21 protein-coding genes are annotated in these 25481 nt (G+C 60.4%); 6 read left to right on the top strand and 15 right to left on the bottom strand.

All coding sequences use genetic code 11. From position 1 onward, the window contains the following. Nucleotides 1–112 precede the first annotated feature (112 nt). Nucleotides 113–2383, bottom strand: coding sequence for a ribonuclease R (rnr, locus tag BQ5361_RS07725; protein ID WP_035473471.1), 2271 nt, complete (start codon nt 2381–2383; stop codon nt 113–115). Between the two features lie 177 nt (nt 2384–2560). Between rnr and BQ5361_RS07730 the strand changes: the two genes are divergently transcribed. Next, on the top strand, nt 2561–4207 hold the full coding sequence (locus BQ5361_RS07730) for a hypothetical protein (protein WP_035473468.1): 1647 nt from the start codon (nt 2561–2563) through the stop codon (nt 4205–4207). A 114-nt stretch (nt 4208–4321) separates the two neighbouring features. Here BQ5361_RS07730 and BQ5361_RS07735 read toward each other — a convergent pair whose 3' ends face one another. The 3 genes from BQ5361_RS07735 to BQ5361_RS07745 all read right to left on the bottom strand — a co-directional run bounded on the left by BQ5361_RS07735 (nt 4322) and on the right by BQ5361_RS07745 (nt 8124). After that, nucleotides 4322–5503 carry a proline dehydrogenase family protein gene (locus tag BQ5361_RS07735; protein ID WP_035473466.1) on the bottom strand — a complete coding sequence of 394 codons (1182 nt, stop codon included), beginning with the start codon at nt 5501–5503 and terminating at the stop codon, nt 4322–4324. A 9-nt stretch (nt 5504–5512) separates the two neighbouring features. Beyond that, on the bottom strand, nt 5513–7144 hold the full coding sequence (pruA, locus tag BQ5361_RS07740) for an L-glutamate gamma-semialdehyde dehydrogenase (protein WP_022063752.1): 1632 nt from the start codon (nt 7142–7144) through the stop codon (nt 5513–5515). A gap of 185 nt (nt 7145–7329) precedes the next feature. Beyond that, complete coding sequence (locus tag BQ5361_RS07745) at nt 7330–8124, bottom strand: patatin-like phospholipase family protein (RefSeq protein ID WP_022063753.1); 795 nt, start codon at nt 8122–8124, stop codon at nt 7330–7332. Between the two features lie 204 nt (nt 8125–8328). Between BQ5361_RS07745 and BQ5361_RS07750 the strand changes: the two genes are divergently transcribed. Next, nucleotides 8329–9693 (top strand): alpha/beta hydrolase family protein, encoded by a 1365-nt coding sequence (locus BQ5361_RS07750; RefSeq protein WP_035473463.1) that lies wholly within the window; start codon nt 8329–8331, stop codon nt 9691–9693. A 103-nt stretch (nt 9694–9796) separates the two neighbouring features. On the opposite strand, the gene ndk is transcribed toward BQ5361_RS07750, so the two are convergent. The 8 genes from ndk to BQ5361_RS07790 form a co-directional block, all read right to left on the bottom strand. Then, nucleotides 9797–10240 (bottom strand): nucleoside-diphosphate kinase, encoded by a 444-nt coding sequence (gene ndk / locus BQ5361_RS07755; RefSeq protein WP_035473543.1) that lies wholly within the window; start codon nt 10238–10240, stop codon nt 9797–9799. A 197-nt stretch (nt 10241–10437) separates the two neighbouring features. Continuing rightward, nucleotides 10438–11493 carry an RluA family pseudouridine synthase gene (locus BQ5361_RS07760; RefSeq protein WP_035473541.1) on the bottom strand — a complete coding sequence of 352 codons (1056 nt, stop codon included), beginning with the start codon at nt 11491–11493 and terminating at the stop codon, nt 10438–10440. A 119-nt stretch (nt 11494–11612) separates the two neighbouring features. Beyond that, nucleotides 11613–12671 carry a PASTA domain-containing protein gene (locus tag BQ5361_RS07765; RefSeq protein WP_081976839.1) on the bottom strand — a complete coding sequence of 353 codons (1059 nt, stop codon included), beginning with the start codon at nt 12669–12671 and terminating at the stop codon, nt 11613–11615. Nucleotides 12672–12701: 30 nt separating this feature from the next. Further along, nucleotides 12702–13793: an aminofutalosine synthase MqnE gene (gene mqnE / locus BQ5361_RS07770; RefSeq protein WP_035473460.1), complete on the bottom strand. Its 1092-nt coding sequence runs from the start codon at nt 13791–13793 to the stop codon at nt 12702–12704. A 117-nt stretch (nt 13794–13910) separates the two neighbouring features. Then, on the bottom strand, nt 13911–14066 hold the full coding sequence (gene rpmH / locus BQ5361_RS07775; RefSeq protein ID WP_022063759.1) for a 50S ribosomal protein L34: 156 nt from the start codon (nt 14064–14066) through the stop codon (nt 13911–13913). A 553-nt stretch (nt 14067–14619) separates the two neighbouring features. Next, a complete protein-coding gene (rsmG, locus tag BQ5361_RS07785; protein WP_035473456.1) occupies nt 14620–15243 on the bottom strand; it encodes a 16S rRNA (guanine(527)-N(7))-methyltransferase RsmG in 624 nt (207 codons plus the stop codon). Nucleotides 15244–15286: 43 nt separating this feature from the next. Then, entirely contained in the window at nt 15287–15559 is a 273-nt protein-coding gene (locus tag BQ5361_RS10950; protein ID WP_399270636.1) for an FAD-dependent protein, read from the bottom strand. Next, nucleotides 15487–16881 (bottom strand): NAD(P)/FAD-dependent oxidoreductase, encoded by a 1395-nt coding sequence (locus BQ5361_RS07790; RefSeq protein ID WP_399270638.1) that lies wholly within the window; start codon nt 16879–16881, stop codon nt 15487–15489. The genes BQ5361_RS10950 and BQ5361_RS07790 overlap by 73 nt, the downstream gene beginning before the upstream one ends. A gap of 178 nt (nt 16882–17059) precedes the next feature. Here BQ5361_RS07790 and BQ5361_RS07795 point away from each other — a divergent pair, with 178 nt between their 5' ends. Next, the gene (locus BQ5361_RS07795; RefSeq protein ID WP_035473454.1) at nt 17060–18223 is read left to right on the top strand and encodes a glycosyltransferase family protein; all 1164 of its coding nucleotides are present in this window, start codon (nt 17060–17062) and stop codon (nt 18221–18223) included. Then, complete coding sequence (locus BQ5361_RS07800) at nt 18214–18798, top strand: RNA polymerase sigma factor (RefSeq protein ID WP_022063764.1); 585 nt, start codon at nt 18214–18216, stop codon at nt 18796–18798. The genes BQ5361_RS07795 and BQ5361_RS07800 overlap by 10 nt, the downstream gene beginning before the upstream one ends. 306 nt (nt 18799–19104) lie before the next feature. Here the strand turns inward: BQ5361_RS07800 and rpsU are convergent, their stop codons facing one another. The 3 genes from rpsU to BQ5361_RS07815 form a co-directional block, all read right to left on the bottom strand. Further along, on the bottom strand, nt 19105–19299 hold the full coding sequence (gene rpsU, locus BQ5361_RS07805) for a 30S ribosomal protein S21 (protein WP_022063765.1): 195 nt from the start codon (nt 19297–19299) through the stop codon (nt 19105–19107). Between the two features lie 98 nt (nt 19300–19397). Next, a complete protein-coding gene (locus tag BQ5361_RS07810; protein WP_052131063.1) occupies nt 19398–20630 on the bottom strand; it encodes a helix-hairpin-helix domain-containing protein in 1233 nt (410 codons plus the stop codon). A gap of 91 nt (nt 20631–20721) precedes the next feature. Continuing rightward, nucleotides 20722–22557 (bottom strand): menaquinone biosynthesis decarboxylase, encoded by a 1836-nt coding sequence (locus tag BQ5361_RS07815; protein ID WP_035473535.1) that lies wholly within the window; start codon nt 22555–22557, stop codon nt 20722–20724. Between the two features lie 95 nt (nt 22558–22652). Here BQ5361_RS07815 and BQ5361_RS07820 point away from each other — a divergent pair, with 95 nt between their 5' ends. Continuing rightward, nucleotides 22653–23486 (top strand): carboxypeptidase-like regulatory domain-containing protein, encoded by an 834-nt coding sequence (locus BQ5361_RS07820; RefSeq protein WP_035473452.1) that lies wholly within the window; start codon nt 22653–22655, stop codon nt 23484–23486. Nucleotides 23487–23622: 136 nt separating this feature from the next. After that, nucleotides 23623–25467, top strand: coding sequence for a methylmalonyl-CoA mutase family protein (locus tag BQ5361_RS07825; protein WP_022063769.1), 1845 nt, complete (start codon nt 23623–23625; stop codon nt 25465–25467). Nucleotides 25468–25481 lie beyond the last annotated feature (14 nt).

A 25481-nucleotide genomic window follows, 5' to 3' on the forward strand; every position in this document is an offset into this window, starting at 1 on the left:
AGGGGAAACGTTATCCGTTTCCCCTCGCTTTGCATCTATTGTCCGGGCAGGCCGCCCGATTCGTTCCGGACACGGTCCGTAGAGCATCCTCCGCCGACCGGCCGTCACCCGCTCAGCGGCGATGCCTTCCTCTGGACTTTCCCGGCTGCCTGTCCGGTGCTCCGCCCTGCTTTCCGGCCGCGGCCTGCCCCATCGGATGCAGCCTGCCGGTACCGAACTCGATGGTTCCCACCAGTTCGAAATCCAGCAGTTTGCGGGCAAGATCGGCATTTTTCACCCGAATGCGCACATTCTCTCCTAGCGTAAGGGTGCGACCGGTACGGTGACCGCGCAGGGCATAATTCTCCTCGTCGAACGAATAGACATCGTCGGTTATATCCCGTGTGGAGACCATGCCTTCGATATGCGTATCGTCGAGCTCCACATAAACGCCCCACTCGGTAACGCCTGATATGACGCCGTCGAACTCCTGTCCAATCTTGTCCTCCATGAACTCCACCATCTTATACTTCACCGATGTACGCTCCGCCTCGGCAGCCACCACCTCCATATCGGAGGAGTGTTCGCACTGCTCGTTGTAAAACGCCACGTCGGGCGACTTGCCGCCGGCAAGGTAACGGGCGAGCAGCCGGTGTACCATCATGTCCGGATAACGGCGGATGGGCGAGGTGAAATGGGTATAGTAAGGAAACGCGAGTCCGTAGTGTCCGATGTTGTCGGTCGAATAGTAGGCTTTCGCCATGGAGCGGATGGCGAGCGTCGAGATGACATTCTCTTCGCTTTTGCCCTTTATCTCCTTGAGCAGCCTGTTAATCTCGCGCGAAATCTCCTTTCCCTTGGCGTCCGGTTTGAAATAGTAGCCGAACTTGAGGATGAAGTTGCTGAAACGCTCCAGCTTGTCGGGGTCGGGCTTGTCGTGCACGCGGTAGACGAACGTCCGCTCCGCATTGGCACCCTTGCCTCGTTTTTTCCCCACAAACTCGGCCACCTTGCGGTTGGCCAGCAGCATGAACTCCTCGATAAGCTGGTTGGCCTCTTTCTGTACTTTGAAATAGACGCCTGTGGGTTTGCCTTGCTCGTCGAGGGTAAACTTCGCCTCCTCGCGGCCGAACGTGATGGCGCCGTTGCGGAAACGCTCCGCACGCATCTTCTGGGCAAGCATGTTCAGCGTGAGCACCTCCTCCCTGAAATCCCCCTCGCCGGTTTCGATAATGCGCTGCGCCTCCTCGTAGGTAAAGCGCCTGTCGGAACGGATGACGGTACGGCCCAGCCATTCGTTCGTGATATTCAGGTCGGCATCCATCTCGAACACGGCCGAGAAACAGAGTTTCTCCTCATCGGGCCTCAGCGAACAGAGGTAATTGGAGAGTTTCTCCGGCAACATCGGTATCGTACGGTCCACCAGATAGACCGAAGTGGCGCGCTCACGGCCTTCGGCTTCTATGATGCTCTCTTCCTGCACATAATAGGTGACATCGGCAATGTGTACGCCCACTTCCCACCGGTTCTCCCCTACAGGACGTATCGAGAGCGCATCGTCGAAATCCTTGGCATCGGCCGGGTCGATGGTAAAGGTCGTCACTCCGCGGAAATCGCGCCGCCGGGCTATCTCTTCGGCCGGTATCAGCTCCGGAATGGCATCGGCCGCCTTCTCTACCTCCTCCGGATATTTATAGGGCAGGTTGAATTCGGCGAGGATGGCATGCATTTCGGTATCGTTGTCGCCCGCCGGACCGAGCACGTCGATGATTTCGCCCGTAGGCGACTTGGTGTCTGCCGGCCACTCCTTTATCTTCACCACGACCTTGTCTCCGTCGTGGAGTTCCATCCCTTTGGTATAGACGAATATGTCATAGGGCATCTTGCGCGAATCCACCCGCACGAAGGCGTGGTTGCGGGTAAGTTCCACCCGGCCCACGTACTGCCTGTCGGCCCGCTTCACGATTTCGGTTATCTCTCCTTCCGGGTCGCCGTTGCGCTTGCGGCGGATGACGACCAGTTTCACCACGTCGTCCTGCAGCGCATGATTCGTATTGCGCCCGTCGATATAGACATCCTTATCAAAGCCCTCTACTTTAACGTATGCGGCTCCGGAAGGTACGAGGTCCACGACCCCTTCGTAGGAAGGCATCTGCGAGGTGCTCAGCCTGTATTTCCCGGGGAGGGCTTCCACAACCACTCCCTCCTTTACCATGGCGTCCACAATCTCTTTGGTGCGGTAACGCCCCTCCTTGTCGTTTCCGCCGCTGGCCGCAGCAAGGTTCTTTATCGTGTACTGCTTGCCCGGAAACGAGCGGAACAGTTCCGCTATGACGGCGCTGCGGTCGGCGCCACGCCTCTTCGGGGTCCCCTTCGGCCCCCCTTCAGTCTTCTTCTTAGACATATCATCGTTATTTCTCGGCCCAAAGGTACACATAAAAAACGGGTTATCGCCACCACCCGGCGCAATAAGGCCCGGAGAGAGACCATTTTACGCCGGACTTGGAAAGATTCGTCGGGCCCGGTACGAAAAAGGCAGAATAATTGCATATCTTTAAAAATCGGGAAACAGACATCATACATGAACAGAGACAACAACAAGCGGCTCTCGCGGACGGGCCGCATCCTTTTGATAAGCGGCATCGCGGTCGCCGTTCTGCTGGGCGCATGGTTCGGCATACAGGCGTGGTTGGGTCGCGAAGTGACGAAACTACTGGAGAGCGAACCGCTCAACCTCGACGGAAGCGCCTACATAACCGACGTCGGCAGAGTACGGGTAGACCTCGCCCGACGGAGCGTCACCCTGCACGGAGTCAGCGTAAAGACACAGAAGAACTCCCGTACACGGAAGCAAGGCCCCGTGCCCGTTCTCGAGGCCCGTGCCGAAAAGGTAAGCGCATCGGGCATCCACTATCGTAAGGGAAGGGATACCGTACCAGGGGCACTGCACATACGCAGCCTCGAAGTCACCGCTCCCGAGGTGATATTCGAGGGCGTTCCCTGCCCCGAAGGGGACACCTGCCGTACCGCTGCTGCCGGAAAGAGGAACAAGCCAATGAAAATCGACATCGAACGTTTCGGAATAAGCGGAGCCACGATACACGCCGGCATCTGGGAAGGGAGCGAAAAGAACAATTTCACTGCCGAAGGCCTCGACCTGACGCTGCTGCACCTGTCCTTCGGGAGCGGGATACCGAAGGAGACGCTCCGACAGGCGGACAGCGTTCCGGCCGGCGTCTCGGCCGTCAGCCTCTCCGTCCGAACCCTCGCCTACGTTTTCAAGAACGGAGCACTTAAGATGGAGGCGGACACCCTCTCGCTGGATTCGGGGAAAGGAATCCTTTCGGCCGGACGGCTGGCCCTGCTCCCGCAGTACGACAAGTACCAGTATGCCGTGCGCGTGGGCGACCACACCGACTGGGTGATGCTCGACGTGCGGGAGATAGCCTGTTCAGGTGTCAGCCTTCCCTATCTCTCCGGTCACGACATGCTGCACGCCGACTCGGTCAGCGTGGGGAGCGTAGAGATAGACAGCTACAAGGACCGCAACCAGCTCCAGTCGCCTGCATTCCGGCAGATGCTCTACACATCGGTACAACGTATCCCCGTCGGCATTGATTTTCCCGTCATCGACGCCCGCGGCATCAACATCCGCTACGAGGAGGTATCGAAAGGGGCCACCGTACCCGGCGTCGTCACCTTCACCGACATGGACGCCCGGATAACCGGCCTGACGAACCGACCCCAAAAGCCGACACAGCAATATCGAATTTACGCCGAAGGATACATGTTCGGCGGAGCTCTCGTCAAAACCACCCTCTCTCTCCCCGCCGACAGCAGCAACGACCGCTTTTCGCTCAAGGCGGAGGTAGGACCCATGTCGGCCACCATCGCCTCGCCGGTCACCGAACCCATCGCCAACGTTCGCATCGTATCGGGCGACCTCCATTCGGTGAACGTGGAGCTCTCCGGAAGCTCCGTCAAGGCGCAGTCAGTCGTGGACATGCGTTATAACAACCTGCAAATAGCCATTTTGCACAAGAAAGACCCCGAACGGGAACGGGAATTGCTCACCACCATCGCGAACGGCATGGTACTGCACCGGGACAATCCCGAAGGCGGCAAACTCCGCATCGGGCACGGCTTCTATGAACGCGACCCGCAGAAATCGTTCTGGAATTATCTCTGGAAGACCTCCTTCGCCGGCGTCACGGATATCGTAATGTAATCCCCCGCCGGCGGACGAAACTTGCGGATGCCTCCGCACGGGCCGGCCAAGCAAATTCAGGGGCGGGAACAAACTGTTCCCGCCCCTGAATTCATCTGCGCTTTCCGACCGGAATCACCGCTCCCGACGGGCCTCCCGACGGCGCTTCATCTCGGCCCGAAGCACGTCGAGCTCGCGTGTGGTCTGCCCCGCCATGGAGGTGTTCTCCTCCGCACGGCGGATAAGATACGGAAGCACGTCCCGTACCCGGGCATAAGGCACGTACTTGACCACGTTATATCCCGCGGCCGCCAGATTGAAAGAGATATGGTCGCCCATGCCGTGGAGCTGGGCGAAGAAGATACGCCGGTCGTTGCGCTCCAGCCCCTTCTCATCCATCAGCCGTGCAAGCCGGTAATTGCTCGTTTCGTTGTGGCTGCCCATGAAAATCTCCATCCGGTCGATATGCTCCACCGCGAACGCCACGCCTTCGTCAAAATTGGCATCGGTGGCCTCTTTCGTGGGGCATATCGGGTCGGGATACCCCATTGCTGCAGCCCGTGCACGCTCCTCCTCCATATAAGCGCCGCGCACGAACTTCACGCCGGCCACATAATCCGCCTGCCGGGCATCTTCGTACAGCCTGCGCAGATAGGGCATCCGGTCGCAGCGGTACATCTGGAGCGTGGCGAATACGATGGCCCGTCCGCCGTTGTACCTGTGCATGGCCTCCTCCGTCAGCCGGTCCACCGCATCCTGGAACCGGACATCTTCGGCATCGACGAGTATCCGCACCCCATGCCTGTGAGCCAGAGCGCAGAGCGCATCGAAACGCGCGGCGAATGCATCGAATCCGGTACGCTCCGCAGCCGTGAGCGTCTCCGGGTGCTCCGATGCCTTGGCCAGCAGGGTATCCGTCGTAAGCGTCGAAGGCTTGAACACCGCGTAGGCAACGTTCTTGTTACGAGCGGCATACTCTATCGAACGTTCGGTCTCGGCGAAAACCGCCTCGATTCCCACGGGCGTCTGTTCGCTCTCGGCCGAGTAGTCGAGAGCCGCCTTCACACCCGCCCGTTCGAGACCGTCCACCGTCGGCCCGCACTCCTCGAGCGTCTCTCCGCCGACGAACTGCCGGTAAAGGGTCGGTTTCACAATCCACCCCACCGGCAGATGCAGCCGGGCAGCCGCACCGCACGCCCGCTTGCCGGCCTTCACGAGGCCGGGCCTCTTCATCATACGGAAGAGCATGAGGGCGTTCCGCATCTCACCGTCGCTTTTGCGGGCGAATGCGGTCTTGGTATCGTTGAAATCCAACATGGCCGGCCCCTATTTCTCGCCGAGGAACGGATAGCGGAAATCCGTCGGGGGAACAAGCGTCTCCTTGATGGCCCGCACATTCGTCCAGCGTATCAGGTTGAGGGCGCTGCCCGCCTTGTCGTTGGTACCCGAAGCTCGTGAACCGCCGAAAGGCTGCTGCGACACGACAGCCCCCGTAGGCTTGTCGTTGATATAGAAGTTGCCGGCCGCATAGCGGAGTCTCTCCATCGCGGTCGTTATCGCCGCGCGGTCGCGGGCGAAGATGGAACCGGTCAGAGCATAGGGCGAAGAGGCGTCGCACAGGTCGAGCGTCTCCTCGTATTTCGCATCGTCGTACACGAAGACGGTGATGACCGGACCGAACAGCTCCTCCACCATGGTCTTGAACTTCGGGTCGGTGGTGACGATGACGGTAGGTTCGATGAAATAACCCACGGACTTGTCCCCCCTGCCGCCGAATACGACCTCGGCGTCGGACGAATGTTTCGCATACTCGATGTTCGCCATGATGTTGTCGAACGAAGGTTCGTCGATGACGGCATTCACGAGATTGGTAAAGTCGCGCACATCGCCCATCTTCACCTCCCGCAGCATATCCCCTATTTCGGAACGTATACTGCCCCAGAGCGATTTCGGGATGTATGCCCTCGAAGCTGCGGAACACTTCTGCCCCTGATACTCGAACGCGCCGCGCACAATGGCCGCTGCCACTTCCGTCGTCGGGGAAGAAGGGTGTACGAAGATGAAGTCCTTGCCGCCCGTTTCGCCCACGATTCTGGGATAGGACTTATAGCCCGCGAGATTGGCGCCGATTTGCCCCCAGAGGTAGTTGAAGGTCGCCGTCGAGCCGGTGAAGTGGAAGCCGCCCAGGTCGGGACTCGCCGTTATCACCTTGCCCATCAGGCTCCCCTGGCCGGGGACGAAGTTCACCACGCCATCGGGCAGGCCCGCCTCGCGGAATATCTGCATTACGAGATAATTGGAGTAGAGGGCGGTGGTCGAAGGCTTCCATATCGTCGTATTGCCCATCAGCACGGGCGACATGTTGAGGTTGGAAGCGATGGCCGTAAAGTTGAACGGCGTGAGGGCGAACACGAAACCCTCCAGGGGCCGGTATTCCATGCGGTTGATGACTCCTTTTTCCGAACAGGGCTGGTCGGCATAGATATCTCCCGCGAAGAAGTTGTTGAAGCGCAGGAAATCCACCAGTTCGCACGGGGCGTCTATTTCGGCCTGGAAAGGATTTTTACTCTGGCCGAGCATCACCGAGGCATTGACGAGGTAACGATATTTCGTGGCGATGAGTTCCGCCGCACGCTGCAGGATGGAGGCACGTTCCACCCACGGCATCCGGGCCCACTCGCGGTGGGCCTTCATGGCAGCCTCTATCGCCATCCGCACCTCCTTCTCTCCGGCCTTGTGATAGGTAGCGAGTACATGTCTGTGGTCGTGCGGCATCACCACTTCGCCGGTATCGCCCGTGCGTACCTCGCGGCCGCCGATAACGAGCGGTATCTCCCACTTCTCGGATGCGAGCCGGTGGAGCGCCTTTTTAAGTTCCGCCTTCTCCTCCGAACCGGGAGCGTATCCCTTCACCGGTTCGTTGCACGGCTTCTGAAATTTGAATAGAGCGTTGTTCATAAAATAGTAGGTTAGAAATTTAGAATCCCTCAAATTTAACCTTTTTTCGGATATACGGAACGCTCCTTTCCGCTTTTTTCAGAGATACGCCGCAACCGCCGCCGGACATGCCCTCCCGCGGCACTCCCCCGTCACCCGCAGGGACGGACCCTTTTCCCGCACAGGACGCCCCGAACGGTACGGCATCACGCCTCCCCGGAGCGGGGGTAAACGATATCCTTCACCTGTTCGATGACCTTCCGCGCCGCCTCGTATCCGATGTCGAAAATCTCCCTGCCCTTGTCGAGCTGGGTATTGCCGTAGATGGAGAGCCCGTCGGGTTCTATCAGTATGTCGGCATTACGCCGGTCGTGGATGACGTTGCAGTGCGACATCAGGTGATAGGTGCGCATCAGGATACCGAATACGTTGTGGCGGTAATCCCTGTCGGGCACGATTTTGCTGAGGTTCACGGCCACCACCTTCTCGCACCGGCCGCGGATGACCGACACGGGCAGATTCATCAGCACGCCGCCGTCCACGTAGTGGTCGCCCTCTATCTCGATGGGGGTGAAAAGGCCGGGCACGCAGCACGAGGCCGCGATGCGGGGCGCTATCTCCCCCTCCCGGAAGTGGACGCTCCGCCCCGTATCGAGGTTGGTCGCCGTCACCGCCAGCGGCAAGGAGAGCTCTTCGATGCGCCCGACCGACAGGGTGTCGCGCAGGAAACCGTAGAAGTTATCGAGGTTCATGAAACCGCCGCGCGAACGGGTAAAACCCGTAAAACTCCGGAACTCCCTGCTCATGAAGAGTTCCAACACCTCCTCCGGTCTCTTGCCGTCGGCGATGAATACACCCGCCACCGCGCCGATGCTGACCCCTGCAATGATTTCCGGCCTGATGCCGTACTCGAAAAGCGCCTGTAGCGCACCGAGATGCGCATATCCCTTCACGAAACCGCCGCTCAAGGCGAATCCCGTCCCGTAACATTCGTCCGTCATAGACAAAAACCGTTTTTGAATTCCCGCACGGGACACCCGTGCCATAATCGTTTCGGGCAGCCGGCGCGGAATACTGCGGTGCTAAGATAGAAAAATAAACCGTTCCGACCGCAACGACAATCATTGTGCATTCCGAACAGAATCCGTACCTTGCAATCGGTAACATTACCGCACGACGACGATTCGACAAAAAACACCGACAGAATGAAAAGATTGCTGCTGCCGCTCCTGGCTATAACATTGGCTTTCGCTCCGGCCAGAGGACAGGACATTACGGGCGACTGGTACGGAACCCTCGAAATAGGCCCGCAAAAGCTCGCCCTGGTCTTCCATATCAGCGAAAACGAAGGGAGATACGCGACCGTCATGGACAGCCCCGACCAGCATGCCGAAGGATTGGAGACCTCTTCGACCGTATTCGACGGCACGACCCTGACCGTCCGGGCCGCCGCTCTGGGAATGACCTACGAAGGCGCATTCGCCGCTGATACCCTGAAGGGAACGTTCCGGCAGGGAGGGCTCGCCCTGCCGCTGACCTTCACGCGCCATAAAGTGGAACGGGCGAGGCCGCAGTCGCCCCGGCCGCCCTTCCCCTACACCGCGAAAGAGGTCGCATTCGACAACTCCGCTGCGGGCATCACGCTTGCAGGAACCCTGACACTGCCCGCCGGAGAAGGTCCCTTCCCCGCCGTTGTCCTCGTGACCGGTTCGGGGGCACAGAACCGCGACGAAGAGCTCCTCGGCCACAAACCGTTCCTCGTACTGGCCGACTGGCTGACACGCAACGGCATCGCCGTCCTGCGCTATGACGACCGCGGAACGGCCGCTTCGGAAGGCGACTACGCCTCCGCCACGCTGCAGGATTTCGCCTCCGATGCGGCAAGCGCCCTGCGCTGGCTCGCCGCACGGCCCGAAACGGCCGCCACAGGCATTATCGGCCACAGCGAAGGGGGCATCATCGCCTACATGCTGGCCGGCGGCGGAGAGGCCCCCGACTTCATCGTTTCGATGGCGGGACCGGCCGTCAAGGGGACGGAATTCATGCGTGAACAGCGCCGCCTCATCACCGAAAGGATGGGCCTTCCCGAATCGGCCTTCCGCCAGAACGAACAGATGGTGGAGTACATGATAGAGGTGACCGACCGATACCCCTACGACTATGTAGAAACGCACCTCGATTCGCTTGCAGCGACCGTGCTGCCGGCCTTCATGCGTAACGATACGCTCGCCGTAAACCAAATCAAAACGGGACTTCTGCAATCCGCCGTACCCGAGATGGTATCGCTCAGGCGTTACGACCCGGCCGCAGACCTTGCACGCATCACCTGCCCGGTGCTGGCTCTGGTGGGCGAGAAGGACGTACAGGTACCGCCCTCAGTCGTGGAACTCCCGCTGCGCGAAGGCATCAACCCGGCTGCAGACCTCACCGTCAAGGTGTACCCGGACCTCAACCACCTCTTCCAGCACGCCGGAACGGGCCTGCCTGCGGAATACGGGGAGATAGAGGAGACCCTCTCGCCCGAAGTGCTCGCCGACATCGCGGCATGGATAAAACAGGTTGCAGAATAATGCCGACAGCCTAACCGTATCCATCGGGAAACAGAAACCGGCCGGAGGGGACAGCTTGTTCTGTCCCCTCCGGCCGGTCTTTCCTCCGTCGGCCCTGCCGCGCTTACTCCTCCTTCGGCTCGTATCGGGCCACGACGATATCCTCTTCGCGGAAAAAACGGGAGGCCTCCATACGAGCATTCTCCACGCTGTCGGAGGCATGCACCGCATTGCGCGTGACATTTTCGCCGTACATCCGGCGCAGCGTACCCTCCGCCGCTCGGGCCGGGTCGGTGTTTCCGACGAGCCGCCGCAGTTCGGCGACGGCATCCTCCCGCTCCAGCAACATCACCACGCAGGGCCCCGATGTCATGAAATCGACGAGCCGACTGAAAAACTCCCGCCCCCGGTGTACGGCATAAAACTTCTCGGCATCGTTACGGCTCATGCAAACCAGGCGCATGGCGAGTATCCGGAAGCCGTCCTGCAGAAAAGCGTCGATTATCCGGCCCGTAACACCCATTGCAACGGCATTCGGCTTGATGATGGTGAAAGTCCTCTCTTCCATGGCGAACTGCATTATACGAAAACACGACGGCAGGTACGCACCCGCCGCCACGAACCGTGCAAAAACCGTTCCGCAGCCGACCGCCGCACCGACCGTCTGTGTCCAGACAACCGCAGGAACAAGGCGAGCATCCGGCAAAGAGGACGGCCGCCCCTGTCCGCCGGCAAGAATCCCCGCCGACGTACGGGGCCGCCCCGCTACTCTTCCTCCGCCGGCCGGGCGGCCGTATAAGCGTCCCACTTGTCGAGAACAGCCCGGAAATCGGCCGGCAGCTCGCTGTCGAACTCCATGCGCCGACGGGTGGAGGGATGCTCGAATCCGAGGCTTCGCGCATGCAGGGCATGTCTCGGCATGACAGAGAAGCAGTTATCGATAAACTGCTTGTATTTGGCGAATGTCGTTCCTTTCAGAATACGGTCGCCCCCGTAACGTTCGTCATTGAAAAGCGGATGGCCGATATACTCCATGTGGACACGTATCTGGTGAGTGCGTCCTGTCTCGAGTCGACACTCTACGAGTGTTACATAGCCGTAGCGCTTCAATACCCGGTAGTGCGTCACGGCATGTTTGCCGTCGCTGCCGTCGGGATAGACGGCCATGCGCAGCCGGTCGCGCACACTGCGGCCAATGTTGCCGGTCACCGTGCCTTCGTCCTCCTCGAAATTGCCCCACACAAGGGCCACATAGCGTCGCGAAACCGTATGGTCGAAAAACTGCCGGGCCAGACGGGCATGGGCCCGCTCGTTTTTGGCCACCACCAGCAGTCCGGAAGTGTTCTTGTCGATACGGTGCACCAATCCGGCCCGCATGTCCCCCTCCTGAAACAGGGGCAAATCCTTCAGATGCCAGGTCAGGGCATTGACGAGTGTCCCGCTGTAATTGCCGTGCCCCGGATGCACCACGAGCCCGGCCGGCTTGTTCAGTACGATGAGGTCGTCGTCTTCATACAGGATGTCGAGCGGAATATCCTCCGGAATAATTTCCACCTCCCGCTTGGGATAGGGCATCACGAGGGCAATACGGTCGAGCGGCTTCACCTTGTAGCTCGACTTCACGGGAATGCCGTTCACAAGGATATTTCCGCTGTCGGCTGCGGCCTGCACCCGGCTCCGCGAACAGTTCTCCAGTCTCACCGCCAGATATTTGTCGATACGGAGCATGGCCTGCCCCCGGTCTACCGTGACGGCGAAATGCTCGTACAGTTCATCCTGCTGCTCCTCCAGCTCCTCCGGTACCTCCCCGGCGTATTCCATTTCGGCACTCTCCACCTCGCACAAATCCTTTAATCCCGAAGCGGCAGGCGGCACCGTTTCCCGGCAGCCGTCTTTCCGCATCCGCACAAACGTATCGGGCGCACGCATTCGCCGTCCCGCTATTCGAAAAACTCGCTCTCGTCGTCATGCCGTACCGTTCCGCCGTACTCTTCCAACGAACGCACGATGGCATCCTCCTCTTTGCGTCTCCTCTCTGCCGGCGTCGCTTCGCCGTTCTCTATCCGGATTATCCAGTCCATCTCCTCCTGCAGTTCGTCGCCCGAATACCCTTCGGCCGCCAGACTGTCCCGCAGGGCCTGTTCCCGGGCAGCCACCCTGTTTCCATACCGGTCCGAACGCGAAACGCCGGACGCTACGGTAAGCGAGTCGAGCGACAGGGCGATGGAAATCCCCGTCCCGAGCACCACGCGGTGCCCCTGGTCGGGTTGCTGAAGATATACACGGGCCTGGCGGAGATTCATCCGGTCGATATCCTCCGCCAGCGTTACGCCGGCCACATTGAGTCCGGCCTCCCAGATACGGCTCTTGGCCTCCCGCAGCGGCAGTCCCACCACGCGGGGCACGGAGACGAGGTCGGCTCCGGGCGCACGACCCACGGTCAGCACCACGCCGCTTCCCACGCGGGCCTGAACCCGGTTGTCGGCAGCCACCACCTCCGGCCCCACCCGCTGTTCAAGCACGTTGTTGGTTGCGATGTCGTCCACATAGACGAGTTTCTCTATCTCCAGCCCTGCAGTCTCCAGAATATTCTTGGCCTGACGGAGCGAATACCCCGCGACATAGGGCACATCTATCATCCGCTGCTGCGAAGAGTTCACCGTCACATAGATACGGCGGCCGGGCTTCACCTCCGTACCGGCAGCCGGACGCTGTTCGAGAATGACGCCCGGGTCGAAGGCGGGTACATAGAGCGAATCGTTCACCTCTATCCGCAGCTTGTCCCCGCGGGAAGCCGCCAACGCCTCGTCGAGCGTCATGTTCATGAAATCGGGCACCTCGACATGCTTGTTGTGACGCGTGAAGAGGTTCAGCAGCAGGTTCGCTGCAAAAAGTACGATGACGAGCAGGCTTACCGCCAACACGATATTGCGCACCACATAGTTGCCCCACATTCTGCGCAACCACCCCTGTCCGGAATGTTTTCCGTTGTCTCCCATACAACACGTGATTTGACCGGCAGGCCGGGCCTACCGGACGATTTCGTTATAAAACGTATCCCTTTCGACCGCCCGCAGTCCGGCCGATGCGGCCATGGCCTGCATATCATCCACCGTGAGCCGGGGTTTCTCCTCCGCCCCCGCCATGGAGTATATTTTGGTCGAGTCGTCTATCGTACCGTCCATGTCGTCGGCTCCGAAGCCGAGCGCCATCTCCGCCGTCTGCTTGCCGTACATCACCCAGTAGGCCTTGATGTGCGGGAAGTTATCGAGATAGATACGCGACATGGCCAGCGTCCGCATGTCTTCCGTTACGGGTACCTCCTCCAGCCCCTCGCCGAGGCGATTGCCCGCCCGGCGGAACTTGAGCGGAATGAAGGCGTCGAAACCGCCCGTCTCGTCCTGCAGCGTCCGGAGCCGGTCGAGATGGTCTATCCGCTGGGCAACCGTCTCCACATGGCCGTAAAGCATGGTGGCATTGCTCCGTATGCCGAGCCGGTGTGCGGCCCGGTGGAGCGACAGCCACACCTGAGAACTCCCCTTCTCCGGACATATCCGTGCACGGAGCTCCTCGTCGAATATCTCGGCACCGCCGCCCGGTATGGCCTCCATACCGGCCTCCCGCAGCAGCCGCAGTCCCTCGTCGTATCCCATACCCGCCTTCTCTATCATATAGGCGAGTTCTATCGCCGTGAACGCCTTCACGGCCACCTGCGGCATAATACGTTTTACGAGACGTATCATTTCGGCATAGAACCGGATGTCATGGTCGGGATGCACGCCGCCCACGATATGCACCTCCGTCACCCCGCTGTCGCGGCGGGCACGCACGATTTCCTCTATTTCGGCCAACGAATGGTTCCACGCCCCCGGTTCGCCAGCCCCGCGACGGTACGAACAGAAACGGCAGTTGAAGACGCAGATGTTCGTCGGTTCGATATGGAAATTGCGGTTGTAATAGACCACGTCGCCGCTTTTGCAATGCCGCATACCACAGGCCAATTCGGCCAGCAGCGACAGCGGCGCATCGTTCCACAGCGTCTCCGCCTCATCGCGGGATATGCGTCCGCCGGCGGCCACCCGTTCCGCTATACCGCCGCATACTCTCTCCTTGTCAAACATAGTTTTCAAAGATACGAAAAAGAAATCTACAAACACCGCCCGAACGCGGCAAACATGAACAGCCGCCTTGAGGGCGGCTGTACGTATCTTGTCTACCGGAAACCGGACGGCTGAACGCTACTTGAAACGCGTTTCGTCCGATACCGTCAGTTTCTTACGGCCTTTGGCACGGCGTGCTGCGAGAACCTTGCGGCCGTTTACGGTCGCCATCCTCTGGCGGAAACCGTGTTTGTTTATCCTCTTGCGACGGGAGGGTTGGAAAGTCCTTTTCATGGCTGTCTATATTTTTACTTTTCGTCCACTCTTTGCGGAGTGCAAAGGTAAACCATTTTTACGATTTACAAAAGAAATACGGCAAAATAATCACATGCGTATCAAAACATAGGGATGCGCCGTTGCCCCTCCGGGAGGAGATGTATCCGCCGGCGTGCGCGCCGCCCTCTTCCGGGAGGAAATCTGTCGGGAAAAATGGCCCTGCAGGCCCTTGCAACGTACAATCGCCTGTATATGAAACCGTTTTTCACTCAAACAACATTCAATCGGCAGAAAATTATATATATTTGCACCGCAAAAACCGGAAAAGGAAAACGACTGCGAAGATATATCTCCGCAGGAACGGCGGCATAACGGCATGTCACGAAAGCAGCCGGGCAGGCAAGGTCTCCGACCGCCTGTACCGGGATACCATTGAGAACCCCCAACTTTCGGCTTTGTCGGCCCGGAGGGCGGAAATATCCCCCTCCGGGTTTTTTATTTACTCTCCGAACGGGACCTTCCGTCATGCCGGAGTCTCCTCCGGCGAGAACCCCGCGGACAAGGCCGGAATTCAGCGGGGAGCATAAACCACCTTTTTCGTTTCGAAAAACGCCTCGCCGAACCACTGCGCTATATCGTACACCTCGAAACGCCCCCCTGCCGCGGTCAGCTCCGCGGTCAGATCGCCGCCCTTCAGCACGAGCATGCCGTTGGGAAGCGTTCCCTTCCGGCCGGACGTTATCTTGTTCCACATCCATCCCTTCAGCACCGACATCTCCGTAACGGCCCGGCTGACTACGTAATCGTATCCGCCCGGCAGCGCCTCCGCCCGGCAATTCACCGCCTCCAGGTTATCGAGACCGAGGGCTGAGGCAACCGCCCGTACCACCGTAATCTTTTTGCCGATGGAGTCCACTGCGGTGAAGTGTGCCCCGGGGAAGAAGATGGCAAGCGGCACGGCAGGGAACCCCCCTCCCGTCCCGACGTCGCACACCTGCGCCCCGCCGTCGAAACGGCACGCGCAAGCAATGGCCAGCGAATGAAGCACATGCTTCAGGTAGAGGCTGTCGAAATCCTTGCGTGACACCACGTTGATACGGGCGTTCCACTCCGCATAGAGGTCGTACAAACGGACGAAGCGTTCCCGTTGCAGCGGAGTGAGTTCCCCGCTGAAATATTTCTCGATAAGTTCCATATGAACCATCCTTTTAAAATTCCCTGTCCGAAAAGCCGCCCGTTCAGCCGAGATTGCGCACGATGGCCTCCGCGATACGCTCCCCGTCGAGAGCCGCCGAAATGATGCCGCCCGCATACCCGGCCCCCTCTGCGGCAGGATAGAGTCCGCGCACGGACACATGCATCAACGTGACGGGGTCGCGCGGAATCCGCACCGGCGAGGAGGTGCGCGACTCCACCCCCACCACCTGCGCCCCGTCGGTCAGGAACCCGTGCATGCGGCGGCCAAACACCGCAAACCCTTCGCGCAGCGCACCGCCGATGAACTCCGGCATCCATTCGGAGAAACGCGAGGGCACCGTTCCCGGCACATACGAGGTCGCCGGCAGGTCGGCCGACCTGCGGTCGGCAACACATACGAGGTCGCCGGCAGGTCGGCCGACCTGCGGTCGGCAACGAAATCGGTCAGCCGCTGGGCCGGCGCCACCTGTGCGCTGCCCCCGGCCCGCCGGGCGGCCTGCTCGAAGTCGCGGCGGAACTTCAGTCCGGCCAGCTCGCCCCACTCCCCGCGCAAATGCTCGAAATCGGACAGCCGCACTTCCGTCACGATGCCCGAATTGGCCCACCGCGAATTGCGCCCCGACGAGGACATGCCGTTCACGACACTCTCCGACGGGTCGGTCATGGCAGGTACGATGACGCCGCCCGGACACATGCAGAACGAGTAGACACCCCGTCCGCCCACCTGGGCCGTCAGGGTATAGGAGGCCGCGGGCAGGTATTCACGTCCGGCACCGTGATACTGTATCTCGTCGATGAGAGCTTGCGGATGCTCCACCCGGACGCCCATGGCGAACGGCTTGGCCTGCAGCAGCACCCCCTGCCGGTGGAGCATCGCGTAGACATCGTCCGCCGAGTGACCCGTGGCCAGCACCACGCTGCGGGCCTCTATCCGCTCACCGCCGCATACCACGCCGGCTACGGCGTCCCCGTGCAGCAACAGCTCCGTCACCCGACTGCCGAACCGCACTTCGCCGCCGCAGGAGGTGATTGTCCGGCGGATGGCGGTCATGATACCGGGCAGCCGGTCGGTACCGATATGCGGATGGGCTTCATAGAGTATCGCCTCGTCGGCACCGTGGAAGACGAGCGTACGGAGCGCCTTGTTGTAATCTCCGCGCTTCTTGCTCCGGGTAAAGAGCTTGCCGTCGGAAAAGGTACCCGCACCTCCTTCGCCGAAGGCATAGTTGGAGTCGGGGTCGAGCCGGCCGTTGCGGTTCAGTTCTGCCACGTCGCGGCGGCGTACCGACACCTCCCGGCCCCGTTCGAGGATGACGGGCCGGTATCCCGATTCGATGAGCCGCAGCGCACAGAAGAGGCCGGCAGGGCCTCCGCCCACGATGACGACCTCCTCGGCATGCGACACGTCCGGATAGTCGAAGCGGACCTCCGGAGCGGGCCCGTCGCCGTCGGCATAGAGTTCGAGCGTCAGATTCACCCGTACCGAACGCCCGCGGGCATCCACCGAACGCTTCAGGATACGTACCAACGCCACATCGGCAGGCGGCACCCCCGCCCGCCGGGCAGCTATCTCCGTATAAACTTTCCGGTCGGCGGCCTGTTTCGGCGAAAGAGTAAGCGTTATCGTACGGGGCATATGGAATTTCAACGGTTTCAACGGGCCAAAGGTACTCAATTCCGCCGAGATTCCCGCCTCCGCACCGGAGCAGCGCCGCATTCCGCAGTCCTCTCCGACACGGGAACGGTTTATTGCCGGCAGGACAAGGGATGTTGGCCGAAAAACACTACTTTTGTCTTCGTATCCGCCGACGAACATGGAAAGACTCTCATCCGCATACGCATACCTTTGGGAAACCTGCGGACCGTGGGGCATCGCCCTGCTGGCCTGCATGATAATCCTCTTTTTCGTCCAGTTCTGGTATTGGGTGGGGTACTACGGACGCATCCCCTCCTACCGGAACGCCCGCGCAGGCGACGCCCGCCCGCCGGTCTCCGTCGCCCTGGTGGTGCACGAACCCGACTACGATTTTCTGGAAAACGGACTTCCGGTACTTTTGGGACAGGAGTACGACGACTTTGAAATTATCGTGACCGACCTCTCCGGGGATGTGGAGTTCGGAGAGGCGCTCGCGGTTATCGCCGAACACAACCCCCGTTTCAACGTCACCCGCATGGTACGCGACGCCCGTTTTCCGATAAGCGACAAGATGGCGTTCAACGTGGCCATCAAGGCGGCACGCTACGACAACATCCTGCTGACCACGGTAGACAGCCGCCCGGCATCGCTCCAGTGGATAGCCCGCATGGCACGCGGATTCGACGGTGCGGGTATCGTGATAGGTTACTGCGGCATGGAAGGAGCCTCCGCCTTCTCCTCCCGCCTGATAAGGCTGGACAATGCGGCCCGGGCCATCCGCTGGCTGAGTGCGGCCATGCACGGGAAACCCTACCGGGGTACGCTCCAGAACATCGGCTTCACCAAGGCACTTTACTTCGGCAACGGAGGATTCAATTACCTCAACATGAATATCGGCGAGGACGACCTCTTCATCCAGAAACTGCTGGAAACGGGTACCGCCGCAGCAGTCATCGTCTCATCCAATTCGACCGTCCGGCAGAAGATATGGGGCGGAACGGGCTGGTGGTATGCCGACCGCTGCATGCGCAGCAACGCATTCCGCCACTATCCGGCGAAGGTGAAGACTTTTGTTGCCGCCGAGCTCTGGAGCCGGGCGCTCTTTTTCGCCGCGGCGGCCGCGGCCGTCGTCCTGTTTCCACCGGAACTAAAACTCTTCGCGGCAGGATTGCTGCTGATACGTTTCGGCCTGATTTTCTTCGAGATGCGGCGCATCACGCGCCGGCTTTCCGAGAAGGGATTGATGAGGGCCGTTCCCCTCTACGACCTCTGCTCGCCGCTGTACGAGGCATGGATGGCCGCAGACCGTAAATTCAGACGTTCGCCGGGACTATGGAGATAAGCAACTACATCATACTCACCGACCAGCAGCTCGTCACCCTTGCCCACGACGGGGATGCCGTAGCTTTCGAGACGCTTTTCAACCGCTATCGGGACGGCATCTACAAACTCTACCTCAACCGGACGGGAGGCAACCGCGACGATGCCGACGACCTGCTGCAGGAGACTTTCATCAAGGTCTTCCTCAACCTCGGCAAATACGATACGGCCTTCACTTTCGGCCAGTGGATATATACCATCGCGCGGAACACCTTCATCGACTTCATGCGCAAAAGGCGCGACGACCTGCAGATAGACACCTCCCCGGCAGGCGGGACGGCTTACATCAATCCCCCTTCGCACGAGGCTACGCCCGAAGAGCGCGTCATCAACAACCAGAACGGCAAACAGCTCGAGAATCACCTCTCGCACATGACGCCGCGTTACCGGCGGCTGATAGAACTGCGTTTCTTCAAGGAGTACTCCTACGAGGAGATAGCCGCCGAACTCGACATCCCGCTCGGAACGGTCAAAACGCAGATACACCGCGCCCGTACCCAACTCTGCAAACTCATCGTGGAGAGCGGCATTCTGTAAGAACGCCGGCCGAATTTTCCGTCCGCGCGACAGCGGGCCGCACACACGTTCCCCCCTCTGTGCAGCCCCCTCCCCGAAACTCCTCCGCGGCCTTCCTACCCACAAATCTCCGCCTTCCGGCCGTTCGCTTCGGCCGAACGAGAAAAATGCCGAAAAGCGCACGTTCTTTTCCGCCAGCTACTCAGGTAGGAGATACAAAACGGGGCGGCGGAAAACCCGTCGCCCCGTCCTCATTTCCATTCCCGCCCCCAGCCTTCGTACCGTACGGTACGAATAACCTGCGGGGAGCGGCAGCCGGCCGGAACGCTACTCCTCTTCGTTGCGGTGGAGCTGCTCTACGTAAATGGCATGTATTTTCTGCTCGCGCTTCACCACCGAAGGTTTGGTAAAGTACTGGCGGCGACGGAGCTCCTTGAGAACTCCCGTCCTTTCGTATTTACGTTTGAACTTCTTGAGGGCCCTCTCGATGTTTTCACCCTCCTTGATAGGCATGATAATCATTGTCGTAACTATTTTTGGTTATTGAAATTCGGTTGCATGTCCCTGCGGACACCTTCCGCATCCGCTGCGGTACCGGAACCTCCGGCGCGGCCCGTCCCTCACAGGGGGACGGTGCCGAAATGAAGATACGGGGCCAGTCTTCCGGCCTCCTCGTTCGTCAACGTATTGTCTTCGACCATATCCTCAATCGTACTCCAACCTCCTTTCAATTGCCTGTTGCGAAGTATCTTCCGCAGGGTCCGCGGCGTAATGTAGGGATGCCTTGCAACAGCGTTCGGGGCTGCAAAGTTAATATCAATTTTCCGAATTGCGCAACTGTCCGCCCAAATTTGTTCCTTCATCCGCTCCCAATTGCGTTCCGTCACCACCCCGGTCTCCACCACCTGTCTCCGATTGCAGAATCCGCCCAGACGCTCCCGATAGGCGAGGATGGCCGATGCGGTCGCGGGCCCTATCCCGCTTACGGCCACCAGCGCTGCGGAATCGGCACGGTTCAGTTCCACCGGCAGGGAGGCCGCCGCACCGCCGTTCCCTGCCGCCTGTCCGCTCTCTTTCCCGGCTGACTCTTCCTCAGGCGGAGCGATGACGATATAAGGTTTCAACCGGACAAACATCTCCTCGGATACCGCATAGGAACGGGCAAAATCGGCCGCTGTGCGGAAACCGCCGCAGGCTTCACGGAAGTTGATGATTGTCCGGGCCTGACGAGGCGTAAAACCGAGTCCGACGAATCCCTCCTCGCCGAGCGCATTCGGGTCGAACGGTACCAGCCCATTTTCGGCACCTGAAGCCGCAGCGGAAACGCCCTCCCCGGTGCGCGCCATCGCGGTCCGCCCGTTTCCCTCCGGCGTCACGGAAAACAGACAACGCCGCTCCGCCGTCCGAGGCTCCCGTATCCGCATCCGGTAGGCTTCTCCTATATCAATATAAGGTTTCAGTACGGCATACGCCGAATCGGTGATGCCGTAACAGGCGGCGAAATCTTCCGGGATGGCGAACACCTTGCCCGCTGTCCGGTACTTGACGATACCCGCGGCGGTACGCGGAGCAATCCCCAGCAGGCGCAACTCCTCATACGTTACGGTATTGGGGTCGAAACGGAACAACCGGAGCCTGCGCACTCCAGCCGTATCGGCACCGCCGGCCGGGTGTTTCTCCTCCTCGGCAAGCGTATCGCCCAGCAGCGGGGCACTGTCGCCGAACCGGGGCCGGAGCGTCTCCGACACGAGCCACACGAGCGCACCGAGCAACGGGAGCAGCAACAATACCGCCCTGCGCTCACGGGCCGGGAACTCCCAGCACCGCCGGGTACGATTCCTGTCGGAAGCCATATATTATATTTATACTGTCTCTGTTTGTACTGCAAACATGCAAGGTCACGCCTCACGAACGGCACGCAACCGTTCGGATACCCCGCCGCTCCTACGAAATCTCCGCCCCTCCGCCGCGCAGCAGCCGACAGTAACGGTCCGAAGGAGAGGGCAGAAACTCGCCTATGTCATACTCCTTCCACCGTGCATCCACAAGCGCAATCGTGGCTTCGGAAGCGGCGACCACATTCGGGAAACGCGGAGGATAGTCCGTCCCGCTCCCCGGCAGCTTCGTCCGCGCATCGGCCAGCAGCGTACCGCCGCTGAAACGGATATCGCGCCCGGCATCGGTATCGGCCGTGGCCAGCCACAGCAGGTCGCCGCCGTCCAACCCCTGCGCAGCGGTATCGAAGAGCACGGCGATGCGGGCCTCCGGACAGTTCTCCCGGACGAAAGCGGCAATGTCCGCCTCGGCACCGGGCTCGGCATAAAGCGCCACGATACCCCACTCCGCATAGAATGCCATGCTCCACGCCGCGATACCCCCCGCAGGAACGATTCGCTCCGGCACGGCCAGGAGGGGTACCTCTCCCTCCGGAACACCGGTCAGGTCGAGTGCGAGCTTGCCTCCGTAACCGGTCTCGGCCGCAGCGTGGTCGAGCACGTCGAGTGCCCCTTCGCCGCGAATGGCCGCCCGTTCCGGCTCCACGCCGCGCAGCAGCCGGGCCAACTCCTGCGGAGTACGCACGTCGCTGCCCGCCGGTGCGACGAGCATGTATTTGTTAAACATCATCTGCCCCGCTCCCCACAGCGAAGAGACGGCCTGTCGCACATGCCCCGGATAACGGACATGCAGTCCCACGACGGCGAGGTTGTGCGCCACCCCCGGGGCAGGCATATACATCTCCTCCATATCGGGCTGCAGGGCGAGCCGGATGGGGGCGAGGAATATCTTCTCCGTCGCCTGCGCCATATAATAGTCCTCCTGCACCGGAATACCCACCACCGTGGCGGGCCACACAGCGTCACGGCGGTGCGTCACCGCCGTAACATGAAAGAGCGGATAACGGTCTTCGAGGGAGTAGAAACCGGTATGGTCGCCGAAGGGGCCCTCCACCGCCTTCTCTTCGGCCGGGTCCACGTACCCCTCTATTACGAAATCACAGTCGGCCGGGACATAGAGGTCGTTCGTCACGCACCTGACCAGCCGCACGGGCCGACCCCGCAGGAATCCCGCCAGCAGATACTCGTCGATGCCGTCCGGCACGGGCGCAGTGGCGGCGTAGGTGTAGGCCGGATCGCCGCCGAGGCAGACACTCACGGGCATCCGCCGTCCCGCACGCCGATAGGCTTCGTAATGTTTCGCGCCGGTCTTGTGCATGTGCCAGTGCATCCCCGTGGTGCGGCCGTCGAACACCTGCATGCGGTACATGCCCACATTGACCGCTCCGGTCGCCGGGTCTGCCGTATTCACCATGGGCAGCGTCACGAAGCGCCCGCCGTCGGCGGGCCAGCACTTAAGCACCGGAAGCAGGTCAAGCGAGGCATCGCCGCCCATCCGGACGACCTGCTGACACGCACCGCGACCGCGCATCCGTTTCGGGAACCAGCGGGCCGCTTCGCCCAGCAACGGCAAGGCCCCTATTTTCTGGACGAACGAACCTTTGGGCGACATGACTTCGCCGACCAGCCGCTCTATCCGGGTCGGAAGTTCATCCAGCGAAGCGACGCCGAGGGCCAGCGCCATCCGACGGTCGGAACCGAAGAGGTTCATCGCCACCGGAAACGCCGTCCCCGTATTCTCGAAAAGCAGCGCCCGCCCGCCATGTTTCACCACCCGGTCGGCTATCTCCGCCATCTCCTCCACAGGATTCACGCATGCCTTTATCCGTACCAACTCGCCCTCCCGTTCGAGCAGGTCGATATATTCCCGCAAACTGCCGTACATAAGCAGAATTATTTCTATTTTTACAAAAGTAATCAATTTAGCCGATTCGGGTCATAACTTTCGGACGGACATTCCGCCCGGCAAACGACACACGGATGAAATTCGCATCGCTTCTCTGCTTTGCCCTCCTGCTGCCGCAGGCATGGAGCACGGTTTCCGGACAGACCGTACACGGTACCGTCACCGACCGCACGACCGGAGAGCCGGTCGGCTACGCGAACATCTGGTTCAACGGCACGGGCCGCGGTACGGTGGCCGACGGGCACGGCATCTATTCGATCGACGCAGGTACCGTCACCCCCGACCATACGCTTAGCTTCAACTGTATCGGTTACGACACATGCACCGTCCGTCTGCGGGACATCCCGCAGGACGGCACGTTCGACGCCTTCCTCGCCCCCGTACCCCAGGTCATCGAGGAAGTGACCGTCGTACCGGTGAAAACCCGGCTCAAACGGCTGGGCAACAATTTCAGGTCGCCGCTGATGGAGGCGGTGCATCAGGATGACCTGACCGGCGTAGAATTCGGTACGATAATCAAAATCAAAAAAAGGACCTGGCTGGAAGAAGTCCGGATAAACGTCCTGAGCTGTTCGTACGACGACCTGGTCTTCCGGCTCAACATCTACGGCCGGGACGAAACGGGGCGCTTCGTGAACATCCTCCGGCAGCCCATCTACGCCTCCGTACCGCGAACCGACGAACCGACTACCGTAACGATAAACCTCGCCGACCTCCACATCGTGACCGATGACGACCTCATCGTAGCCTACCAGCATATCAGCAGTTCCCTGACCGGGCAAATCCGTTTTCCGATAGGCCTCACGGGCGCCCGGAGCTGCGTCCGATACAACCAGGGCGATGCGTGGGAGGATACGGAGTGGTCGTTCCGCTTTCCCATCAGCCTCATTGCACGGGTGGAACGGTAAACGGTCCGGCAACACTGTGAATCCGCTAACAATTTAATGCCGGCCCCATCGCCTTATCAAAAAATTTATAACTTTGTAGGTTGAAGCGATTAAGAATCCTAAGTGACGACAAGATATTAACCTTCATATAAAAGTTATGGCAAATAACACGGAAGAGAAGCTGTTCTCCCAATTCCCGCCGGTGAGCACCGAACAGTGGGAAGCGGCAATAACGGCCGACCTCAAGGGAGCCGATTACCAGAAAAAACTGGTATGGCGCACGACCGAGGGGTTCAATGTCCGCCCGTACTACCGGGCCGAAGACCTCGAAGGAATCAAGTATTTAGGTAAAAAAAGCGGCGAATTCCCCTACGTCAGGGGGAACCGGTGCAACAACCGCTGGCGCATCCACGAAACCATCGCGGTGAAAGAGGTGGCCGAGGCCAACCGTCTCGCCCTGCATGCGGTGGAGGCGGGTGCCGACTCCATCGGTTTCGACCTGTCGGAAAAGCTCTCCGCACAGCAGGTCGCCGACCTCATGGCCGGCATCGACCTGAACGCCACCGAACTGGCTTTCAGCGGAAAACCGGATGCCGAACTGCCCGACAAGGTGCTGTCGGTGGCCGAAGCCAAAAAGGCGGACCCGGAGAAATTCCGCGTCTTCTTCGGCTACGACCCGCTCATCCGGCAGCTTTCGCTCACGGGCGCCTTCTGCGACGGCGACGACGGACAGCAGTGTTACAAGACCATCGCCGGGTTCGTCCGGGGGGCCAAGGCGTGGCCCAAGGCGAAATTCGTGACCGTCTCGGGCGAAACGTTCCAGAACAGCGGTTCGACCATTACGCAGGAGTTGGCCTTCACGCTCGCGGCAGGACACGAATACCTCGTAAAACTGACGGAAGCAGGGCTGAGCGCCGAAGAGGCTGCCCGGACCATCCGCTTCTCGATGGCGGTCAGCTCCAATTACTTCATGGAGATGGCCAAGTTCCGTGCCGGACGCATGCTGTGGGCCAACATCGTAAACGCCTACACGGGCGGTTGCGCCCGCAAAATGTTCACCCACGCCGTGACATCGGGCTGGAACATCACCGCCTACGACCCCTACGTGAACATGCTGCGCGGTACGACCGAGGCGATGAGCGCCTCGCTGGCCGGAGTACACTCGCTGGAAGTGCTCCCGTTCGATACGGCCTACGAAAGCCCCACGGAGTTCTCCTCGCGCATCGCCCGCAATGTGCAGCTGCTGCTCAAGAACGAGTCCCATTTCGATAACGTGGTAGACCCCGCCGGCGGTTCCTATTACATCGAAAACCTCACGCAGAGCATCGCCGAGCAGGCATGGAAGCTCTTCAAGGAAGTGGAGGAACGGGGCGGTTATACGGCCGCTTTCCGCGACGGTTTCATTCCCGACGCCGTGAAGGCTTCGGCCGAGGCGAAGGACAACGCCGTGGCCACGCGCCGCATCGTACTCCTCGGCACGAACCAATACCCTAATTTCAACGAAGTGGCCGACAGCGCCATTACCGAAGCGTGCATCACGCCGCAGGCATGGGACGCCAAGGTACTGCGCCCCTACCGCGGCGGCATGGCCTTCGAACAACTCCGCCTGAAGGTGGACCGCAGCGGCCGCAGTCCGCGGGCCTTCATGCTCACCTGCGGCACGCTCGCCATGGCGCGCGCCCGCTCGCAGTTCGCATGCAACTTCTTCGCCTGCGCAGGCATCCGGGTAGTGGACAACACCTTCTTCCATTCGGTGGAGGAAGGCGCGAAAGCCGCGCTCGACTCCGGAGCCGAAATCGTGGTCATCTGCGCCGCGGACGACGATTACGCAACGCTCGCCCCGAAAGCGAAAGAACTGCTCGGCGAACGGGCGCTCTTCGTCGTGGCCGGTGCACCGGCATCGCAGCCCGAACTCGAAGCGCAGGGCATCACCCGCTTCATCAGCGTAAGGAGCAACGTACTCGAAACCCTCAGGGAATACGTTAAGGAACTCGGAATCTAACAAGGGGTAACACA

Origin of the sequence: Tidjanibacter massiliensis (genome assembly GCF_900104605.1) — a bacterium.
In the GTDB taxonomy this organism is placed as follows: Bacteria; Bacteroidota; Bacteroidia; order Bacteroidales; family Rikenellaceae; genus Tidjanibacter; species Tidjanibacter inops.

Coding starts and splice junctions, on each gene's coding strand:
- rnr (WP_035473471.1), bottom strand. CDS start 2,383: ATGTCTAAGAAGAAGACTGAAGGGGGGCCGAAGGGGACCCCGAAGAGG.
- BQ5361_RS07730 (WP_035473468.1), top strand. CDS start 2,561: ATGAACAGAGACAACAACAAGCGGCTCTCGCGGACGGGCCGCATCCTT.
- BQ5361_RS07735 (WP_035473466.1), bottom strand. CDS start 5,503: ATGTTGGATTTCAACGATACCAAGACCGCATTCGCCCGCAAAAGCGAC.
- pruA (WP_022063752.1), bottom strand. CDS start 7,144: ATGAACAACGCTCTATTCAAATTTCAGAAGCCGTGCAACGAACCGGTG.
- BQ5361_RS07745 (WP_022063753.1), bottom strand. CDS start 8,124: ATGACGGACGAATGTTACGGGACGGGATTCGCCTTGAGCGGCGGTTTC.
- BQ5361_RS07750 (WP_035473463.1), top strand. CDS start 8,329: ATGAAAAGATTGCTGCTGCCGCTCCTGGCTATAACATTGGCTTTCGCT.
- ndk (WP_035473543.1), bottom strand. CDS start 10,240: ATGGAAGAGAGGACTTTCACCATCATCAAGCCGAATGCCGTTGCAATG.
- BQ5361_RS07760 (WP_035473541.1), bottom strand. CDS start 11,493: ATGGAATACGCCGGGGAGGTACCGGAGGAGCTGGAGGAGCAGCAGGAT.
- BQ5361_RS07765 (WP_081976839.1), bottom strand. CDS start 12,671: ATGGGAGACAACGGAAAACATTCCGGACAGGGGTGGTTGCGCAGAATG.
- mqnE (WP_035473460.1), bottom strand. CDS start 13,793: ATGTTTGACAAGGAGAGAGTATGCGGCGGTATAGCGGAACGGGTGGCC.
- rpmH (WP_022063759.1), bottom strand. CDS start 14,066: ATGAAAAGGACTTTCCAACCCTCCCGTCGCAAGAGGATAAACAAACAC.
- rsmG (WP_035473456.1), bottom strand. CDS start 15,243: ATGGAACTTATCGAGAAATATTTCAGCGGGGAACTCACTCCGCTGCAA.
- BQ5361_RS10950 (WP_399270636.1), bottom strand. CDS start 15,559: ATGCCGGAGTTCATCGGCGGTGCGCTGCGCGAAGGGTTTGCGGTGTTT.
- BQ5361_RS07790 (WP_399270638.1), bottom strand. CDS start 16,881: ATGCCCCGTACGATAACGCTTACTCTTTCGCCGAAACAGGCCGCCGAC.
- BQ5361_RS07795 (WP_035473454.1), top strand. CDS start 17,060: ATGGAAAGACTCTCATCCGCATACGCATACCTTTGGGAAACCTGCGGA.
- BQ5361_RS07800 (WP_022063764.1), top strand. CDS start 18,214: ATGGAGATAAGCAACTACATCATACTCACCGACCAGCAGCTCGTCACC.
- rpsU (WP_022063765.1), bottom strand. CDS start 19,299: ATGATTATCATGCCTATCAAGGAGGGTGAAAACATCGAGAGGGCCCTC.
- BQ5361_RS07810 (WP_052131063.1), bottom strand. CDS start 20,630: ATGGCTTCCGACAGGAATCGTACCCGGCGGTGCTGGGAGTTCCCGGCC.
- BQ5361_RS07815 (WP_035473535.1), bottom strand. CDS start 22,557: ATGTACGGCAGTTTGCGGGAATATATCGACCTGCTCGAACGGGAGGGC.
- BQ5361_RS07820 (WP_035473452.1), top strand. CDS start 22,653: ATGAAATTCGCATCGCTTCTCTGCTTTGCCCTCCTGCTGCCGCAGGCA.
- BQ5361_RS07825 (WP_022063769.1), top strand. CDS start 23,623: ATGGCAAATAACACGGAAGAGAAGCTGTTCTCCCAATTCCCGCCGGTG.